Source organism: Candidatus Harpocratesius sp. (assembly GCF_054039255.1).
Genome location: NZ_JBPLBG010000002.1, coordinates 1 through 4,029 on the forward strand (window position 1 = coordinate 1; position 4,029 = coordinate 4,029).

4 protein-coding genes are annotated in these 4,029 nt (G+C 30.8%); all 4 read right to left on the bottom strand.

Annotated elements, in window-relative coordinates; translation table 11 throughout:
* Positions 1-99 precede the first annotated feature (99 nt).
* On the bottom strand, positions 100-489 hold the full coding sequence (locus ACXLDF_RS00020) for a GTP-binding protein (RefSeq protein WP_457556427.1): 390 nt from the start codon (positions 487-489) through the stop codon (positions 100-102).
* 355 nt (positions 490-844) lie between these two features.
* On the bottom strand, positions 845-2,107 hold the full coding sequence (locus tag ACXLDF_RS00025) for an APC family permease (protein ID WP_457556428.1): 1,263 nt from the start codon (positions 2,105-2,107) through the stop codon (positions 845-847).
* Between the two features lie 181 nt (positions 2,108-2,288).
* Complete coding sequence (locus tag ACXLDF_RS00030) at positions 2,289-2,924, bottom strand: hypothetical protein (RefSeq protein WP_457556429.1); 636 nt, start codon at positions 2,922-2,924, stop codon at positions 2,289-2,291.
* A gap of 198 nt (positions 2,925-3,122) precedes the next feature.
* Positions 3,123-4,029, bottom strand: a 907-nt coding sequence (locus tag ACXLDF_RS00035) for a hypothetical protein (protein ID WP_457556430.1), incomplete at its 5' end; no start/stop codon positions are given.

Sequence of the window (4,029 nt, forward strand, 5' to 3'; positions counted from 1 at the left end):
TCTCCTTCTCCCGGGCTTAAATGACCGACAAAAAACTTTTTGGGATAGGCGGCGGAAGTGGGAGGCTGAATTGGCAAAAAAGCGAAAAAACTTATAATTCTAAGATCTTAAAATACACTCAATTAAATCACATTTATTTCCAATTAATAATATTGGAATTTGTGAATTTTCCTTGGTAATTAATGAAATCCATTTTTTGAGATTTTGAAATGTTTTAAATCGGGAAACATCGAATAATACTATTGCACCTTTAATTCCTTGTATATACAAATCATGAACAAAATGAAATCGCGCCTGTCCTCCGAGGTCCATTACCAAAAATTGTGCTTTTCCATCTTCTGGTTTTGATTTTTCGATGGGAATGAAATCAAAATCGACTCCGATTGTAATTGCTTTATCTGAAATAAAATTCCTCGATTTCTTTGCATCTAATAAAGATGATTTCCCTACGCCACCATCACCTACAATGGCAATTTTATATGTTTGCATCTATATATCAACCTGATTAATCAACTTGCAATAATAATTTTCAATCATTAATGTATGTTCTAAATAATACAATATCGGAATTCTCCTACATGTTTGTAATTTGTTAGTAGAGGAGTCAGTATTCACAAATATCAAATATATTAAATATATCGTGAAAGTTTTTGAAGTTTGTACTTAGAATTATTCCTAACAAATTTCTAAAATAAAAAATATATTAAGGAAAAAATTCCAATTTTAAAAAAAAAAAAGATCATTAGAAAAAATAAATCTATATGAAAATTTAAAAAAAGAGTTTAAAAAAAATAAAAGATTAAGAGTTCAAAAAAAGAACATCAATAATTTCGTTCTTAAGTTATTAAAGTGCTCCAATTAATGCTAACAAATTTAATGTGAACAGATACAACCCCAAAATAATTGAAAGTGGGAATACAATATAATATATGGGTGTTTTAAATGGTCGTTCTAATATAGGCATTTTAACCCGCAAATATAACGCAATAATTCCAGCAGGAATCATAGCAGATAAAAGAATGAAGGCAATTCCAACATATGAAAAGATCCCAATAACAGCCCCACTTGTGCTCGGAATCAATATTGTCATAACAATAGCGAGTATTCCAGATAATATTGCTGTAAGAATTGCATTATTTATGTACATTCCTTTTTTGGTTTTTGAAAATACACTTGGAAGACTATTACCTTTTGCGAGTACTTTCAGAATATATATTAAAATGAAGAATATCGCAAAAGCTGTTCCCAAAGACGAAAATGTCTTAAAAGCATAAAGCAATGTTGTTGAAATACCTGTTTGAAGTGCTGCGTATTCAAATGCTCCAAGGCCAGATGCAGATAGTGCTCCTTTTCCGAGAATAAAGCTAACTCCAATAATAACAATCAAGTAAACAAATAAAATTATTCCTAAAACTATAAGAATGCCTCTGGGTAACCTTTTCTTTGAATCTTCATCATCAGATTTATGGGATAAATCTCCACTTAGTACCAAAATAACCTCAAATCCCATTAAAGCCCATAATGAACCATTTCCAACTAATTTAATTTCATCAAATGTTGGAGTTGTCATTGTTAAATTCGAATTATCACCTTTAATGATAAAGAATATAAAAACACTTAATAATAGAATAATTTTAATTGCCACCCATATTGAAGCAATCCAACCAATTATCTTTAAAGGAAATAATTCAACAACAAAAGATAAGATTATTACAAGCAAAGCAGTAAAAACAATAAGAAGTGTAGAATTATTTAAACTAATTGTTCCAAAGAATGATGCAATAGAAACAAAGGCTAATATTACCCCAATTATTAAATTGCCCAAATAGTATAGAATCCCAAGGACACTTCCCCATTTCTTATTAATTGCTCCACTTACATAAGAATAAGGCCCTCCACTGTTTGGGAACATACCAACAACTTCAGCATATGATAAACCTGCAGTAAAAAACAGTAACCAACTAATAATTACTGGAATTATTCCAAAAAAGCCTGCTTTATCTACCCAAGAGAAGGGATCTCCCCATACACCGGACCCAATTACAGTTGTAAGACCTAATGCAAGTAGACCAAAATATCCAATTTTCTGATTTGTGTTTTCACTCATAATGATCACTAAAATCAACATAGACCTAATCACTAATAAAAATCTTTGCAAAAAAAACCTCAAAAATAGTTTTTTGTTTATTAAATTATCAATGTTATCACAAATATATATAGTGAAAAAAATCTGAAGTTCTTTAGAAAATTAGCGCGAATAAGTTTTTATATTTCTAAAAATTCATCAGTTATGATAACTTTATAATTGTATTCTTCCAAAGGAGAAAAACTGGTGAAATCCATAGCATTGCCTTTTTAGCAAAGTATTTATCGCGAGTAATCAATCCTGTCTGCATGGAAATTAGATAATTTAAAATCCAATTATCCGATTTACCTCGAAACATTATTGGAAGTGGCATCATGATTATCGAGAAAAGTTCAGAAATTTGCTTTACAGCCTGAAATTGAGATGATAAGTTTTCATCCAGCATGGCGGTGTTTTGATGATGAGTTCCTTGAAAATGATTATATGTTTGATCTACTGAGTTAAACTTTGCGTGACAGATTGGACATTGATTTGTTAATATTTCAAGTTCAGGAAACAATAATTCTTCAGTATCTTTAAGTTCTTTAATTTTCTTCCTTTTTCTACTAAGATGTGGGTGTTTTGCTTGAATGTGCTGTTGTAATGCCTTCTTTCCTTTCAAATTCTGTTTTTTACAGTAAGGACAAGACTGCGGATAAGTTTTTAAACTCTTTTTTTTTGTTTTTCCCTTTAAACTTTTTTCAAGTTGGAAAGAAATTGGTGAAAAATTCGCGATTTTTTTCGAGGAAAATTCCATCATCGCGGAGGTTTCATGAAGAATGTATTCCCGCAAAACCATCTTTGATTAGTTAAGAAAATTCCAGCTATTTAATATTAATGGGGGAAAAATCAAATTTGTATGCAGAGTAATGTATTCCTCGACAATTTTCGACATAATATATGGAAAAACTTTCAAAATAGAAGAAAATTTATACAAAAACCAAAGCATTGATTTAATTGTGCGAATAAGTTTTTTTATGTAGGTTATGTAGGAGGATTAAAGAAAAATTTCAAAATCGTTTTTTAATGTAATTCTTGGCCTGCAAAATCGAACATAATTAATTAATGCTTCTTGTAAGCTACGTTCTTGAATTCGGGGGATTATGGACTCGACATATTCGATATATTTAACTCGTCCCCGAGTCCAATGTATTTCATCCAGAGAAATCGGTTCGCGCTCTATTAAAGGAGTTTTTGAATATTTTTCATATAGTTCTCGATTTTTATAATAACGAGGATGAAATTTATCCGTGAATTCACCCATATCGTCTGAATAATTATATACCTCGGTGACATCCCAAAAATCTATCGGAAGGTAGGAAAGATTGGGAAAATGGCGGCAATCGCAAATTGAAATTTGAATATCAGACATGTAAGAAAATTCGATGGGAATATCGCGTAAATCATCCAAATATGCTAAATTTAATTCTCCCAGCAAAAAGCACAGAGTCCACTTTTGGGGAATCATAGTAAAGGGAGCAACTGATGAAATTTTTGGTTGAGGGCCGTAAATAGTTATCTTTCTCAATTTGTAATATGGAGCAAAATCAATATTCCAATCCTCCAAACTAATTCCCGAAAAAAAGATTTCTTCAAGAAATTGGTAATGAGTGCCTTCTACAGGAATGGAACGGAGATTTTTACAATCAGATAATTTAATTTTTTTGATATTTGGAGGCCAAGCCACAATTTTTTTGACTTCGCATTCAAGAAGGTAAATATCTGTGCAGTTAGTAAACATCGAAAAATCCGCGACACCGCCAGGAAATATACTTTCAATAATTCTAAGCGAGATTACACACTCTGTATAGCGGTTTTTTTGCAAGTTTAACTCATCAATATCAAAATAAGGCATATTAGAACTCAATTCTATTCTATTATTTTTTACAACTGAATAGAGAAAA